The organism is Protofrankia sp. Cj3 (assembly GCF_917627355.1).
GTDB lineage: Bacteria > Actinomycetota > Actinomycetes > Frankiales > Frankiaceae > Protofrankia.
Map to the genome: position 1 here is coordinate 1 of NZ_CAKJTR010000306.1, position 3603 is coordinate 3603.

Consider the following 3603-nt stretch of genomic DNA (forward strand, 5'->3'; position numbering starts at 1 on the left):
GGGGCTGCCGCCGGTGGATCCGCCGGCCGGTCTGTGTTCCCGTGTTCGGCTGGGTCGGGACTATTACGTGCGGGTCGACACCGTCGATTACTCCGTCGATCCGCGGGCGATCGGCCGGTTCGTCGACGTGACCGCCTCCCTCGACACGGTGGCGGTGACCTGTGACGGTCAGCCCGCCGCCCGGCACGCCCGTTCCTGGGCCCGCAACGGCACGGTCACCGACCCCGAGCACGCCGCGACCGCCGCGCGGATGCGCCAGGCGCTCGCCGAGGACCGCCGGCGGCGGGCGGCGGCGACCCGCCATCACGGTGACGGCCATCCGGTCACGATGCGGGCGCTGCCGGACTACGACGCCCTCTTCGGTGTCGATTTCACCCACCAACCACCTGGGAACACCCTGGAAGAGAAGAAAGCGAGTAGCGAGTGACAGCGACCACCCTTTCGGTGGAACCCGCCGGGAGATCACCCGACGGCATGCCGGCGATGATCTCCTATCTGACCCGGGTATTGAAGACCCCGACGATCGGCGCGTTCTGGGAAGAACTCGCCGTCCAGGCCCGTGCGGAGAACTGATCCTACGAAGGATACCTCGCCGCGCTGCTGCAGCGCCAGGTCGCCGACCACGAGTCCAAAGGGACCGTGATGCGGATCCGCACCGCGCACTTCCCGACCGTCAAAACGCTGGAGGACTTCAACCTCGACCACCTGCCCTCCCTGGGTCGTGATGTGCTCGCGCATCTGGCTACGAGCACCTACATCGCCAAAGCGGAGAACGTCGTCCTGCTCGGTCCGCCTGGCGTCGGGAAGACCCATCTCGCGATCGGTCTGGGAGTGAAAGCCGCTCACGCCGGCTACTCCGTGCTGTTCGACACCGCCAGCAACTGGATAACCCGTCTCGCCGACGCCCACCACGCCGGGCGTCTCGACGACGAACTGAGGAAGATCCGCCGCTACAAACTCATCATTATCGATGAAGTGGGCTACATTCCGTTCGATCAGGACGCGGCGAACCTGTTCTTCCAGCTCATCGCGTCCCGCTACGAACAAGGCTCGGTCATGGTCACCTCGAACCTGCCCTTCGGCCGCTGGGGCGAGACCTTCTCCGACGACGTCGTCGCCGCCGCGATGATCGACCGGCTCGTCCACCACGCCGAGGTCCTCACCCTCGCCGGCGACTCCTACCGCACCCGCGCCCGCCGCGAGCTCCTCGCCAAGGACCGACCCAACCACAACTGATCAACCAGACGTGGGGGGTCAAGATTCAGAGGCCTGCACGGGGTCAGTTTTCGCGAGGCCTTGACAGTGGGCATCCGATCCGGGGCGGTTCACCGGGATGAATCCGCAGGCGACGGCCCCAGTACCGCCCGGCACAGATCAACAACGGATCGGCGGCTCGACACCGGCCCTCGACGAGACGAGCAACGATCATTCCACAGACGCGGTCGAGCGCCTGTGGATCAGTGGCGGTGACCTCCCTGAGCTGCGCCACGATTGCCGCTACATCGACGTCCACAGGCCCCCTCGGGGCACTACCGGTGACAGCTGTATATCACGCTGTGGCCGCCGAAGTTGGGTGCACGGCTGTTGCGGTGACTCGATCGGGCCGGCAAGAGAAGATCTTGAAGCGTCCCCTGCCCCTCCAAGCACGTCGCTGTTATCACCGCTGTCTGTCCGTGGTGTTCACCGTGTGCGTCTCGGCTCTCTGGTGAGCTGCACCACTACCCGTTCGGTGTTCGGGGGAGGGCGTCGCCTCTGGGGCTTTCTGTCTCGTCCGACTGGCGAACGGTGTGACCCTCGGTGGCGAGTCCGCGTCTTTCGCGTGCCCTGTGCTGCCGCCCTGGCGGTTGTGGGGACAGCGCCGGCTCGGGGGGGTGCCAGCGCCGTCGCCACAGGATCTCATCCTCGGGGGGAAACACCCGTGCGGAACGGTAATTTCCCCGGGTCGCGAGAGAACCGCCCGCTGCTACGCCACGCGGACGATGGCTGGCCTCATGCTCGGGCGCTACAAGACCATCAGTGTTCGGGCTGGGCGGTGTAGGAGGTGAGACGGGCGAGGAGATTCTCGGCCGGCACACCCACCTACAGATCTATTCGCGACAATGGCCGGCAGGATCGAATTCGTGATGTTCATGAACCAGCAGGATCTGGCTCTCCCAGGACGTTCTCGAAGTAGCCGAGGCCAGACCGAGGGAGGACCTCCAGAGCGGTGGTGTAGCGCAGGGTCTCGGTTTCCCACGCGTGATAGCCGCAAATCCAGGCGGTCAGGACGTCGACATAGGTGGACACGCTGGCGCACTGCGTGGCGGAGAGAGCGAGATGGGTGCACATGGCTGGGACCTCGCGAGCCAGCTCCTGGAAACGGGTGCAGCGCCGGTGGACTTCTCCTTGAGCTGCGGCGATCGCCTCCTCGCGGGTGCAGTGCTGGGTGTGTTCGAGAACCAAGACGACGTTGTCCATGTCCCCGCGTGCTTCCTCCTTCTCCAGGGAATACACGTCGTTACACATCAGCGTGATGTCGATGGCGATCTCCCGCATGATCCTCAGCTGCGGACTATGGAACACGGCCGGAGGCAGGGTGAGGCCCGCCGCGCGTTCCCCCAGGGACAGCGGCAGCGCTGTCCCGGCGATGCCCCGGCGGACCTGGAGGTATTGCTCCATGTCGGCGGGCGACCTACGGCGCCGGTTGACCGCCTCATGGGCGTGGGCGGCGAAGTAGTACTCCCACTCGCCTGCGACCCGGGCCGCCCAGCCGGGGGAAGCACCGTCGGTGCTGCGCCGCCAAAGGTCAGCGAACGCGGCCGAGCATGGGTCGCCGCCGTGGCGCGGCCCGGTGCCGTGGAAGATATCGATCAGGCTCTGGCACACCCGGGCGACTCGGTCGGGCGCCGAACCCAGGGGGCCGTCGAGCTGGTCGTCGAAGACGAAGAAGAACGCCATCGCGTCGGTGCACAGATCCAGCCCTGGGCCGGTGGCGTCGGGGAAGCCGTAGGCGGCGAGCCGGGGCATGTCCCATGAGGAGTACCAGTCCATCGACCGTTCGCCGCCGACCAGCCCGTGCCGGCGGACCCAGTCGAGGTTGCGGACGCGTGTGCCGTCCATGCCCTGGTGCATGCGGAGCGGGAAAGGTAGATCGAATGCGACGTCCTGCGGCATGGACCCTCCACACGCCGGCCGCCCGCTGGCTCACCGGCTCCGCATGAGGTGTATCCCAGATCGGCCCCCGCCGAGGCTGATTCATGTGAGATTTCTGCAAGAAGGCCCGTTCCTCGATCGACGTCAGCGCAAGACCGCTCTGGATTGAAAGGTGGTTTCCCGCGCGGTCGCCGGCTTACGACCGACGCCCGGCGGCGAAGAGCAGGGCTGACGCTCATCAAGCCCCCGATGACTCCCTGCAAAGCGGGCTCCATGACAGATCCTCCGCCGGCACCCAGAGGGCCTCAAGATCTCGACGGCCGAATACCGCGGGGTTCGAATAACAGCACTCCACCAGTCAAGTAGGATTTGTGGCTCTCGGCAGATTGCCGGAGAACGCGTTTGGTCGCTGACGGCTAGTGATCTGCACATGTGACTTAACGTGACCACACTTGGGGGCTCGGCCCTCCG

Annotated in this window: 1 protein-coding gene and 2 pseudogenes; 2 read left to right on the plus strand and 1 reads right to left on the minus strand. The window is 66.2% G+C overall.

Translation table 11 applies throughout. The features are described from left to right. Both MJ783_RS22770 and istB read left to right on the plus strand, forming a co-directional pair. Positions 1-427 (plus strand): annotated as a pseudogene (locus tag MJ783_RS22770) (IS21 family transposase); the annotation flags it as partial. Between the two features lie 47 nt (positions 428-474). After that, positions 475-1236, plus strand: a pseudogene (istB, locus tag MJ783_RS22775) (IS21-like element helper ATPase IstB). 891 nt (positions 1237-2127) lie between these two features. Here istB and MJ783_RS22780 read toward each other — a convergent pair. Next, positions 2128-3153 carry a terpene cyclase gene (locus MJ783_RS22780; RefSeq protein WP_239313840.1) on the minus strand — a complete coding sequence of 342 codons (1026 nt, stop codon included), beginning with the start codon at positions 3151-3153 and terminating at the stop codon, positions 2128-2130. Positions 3154-3603 lie beyond the last annotated feature (450 nt).

Bases quoted from the DNA above. Each gene is read 5' to 3' on its own strand.
- MJ783_RS22780 (WP_239313840.1), bottom strand. From the start codon at position 3,153: ATGCCGCAGGACGTCGCATTCGATCTACCTTTCCCGCTCCGCATGCAC.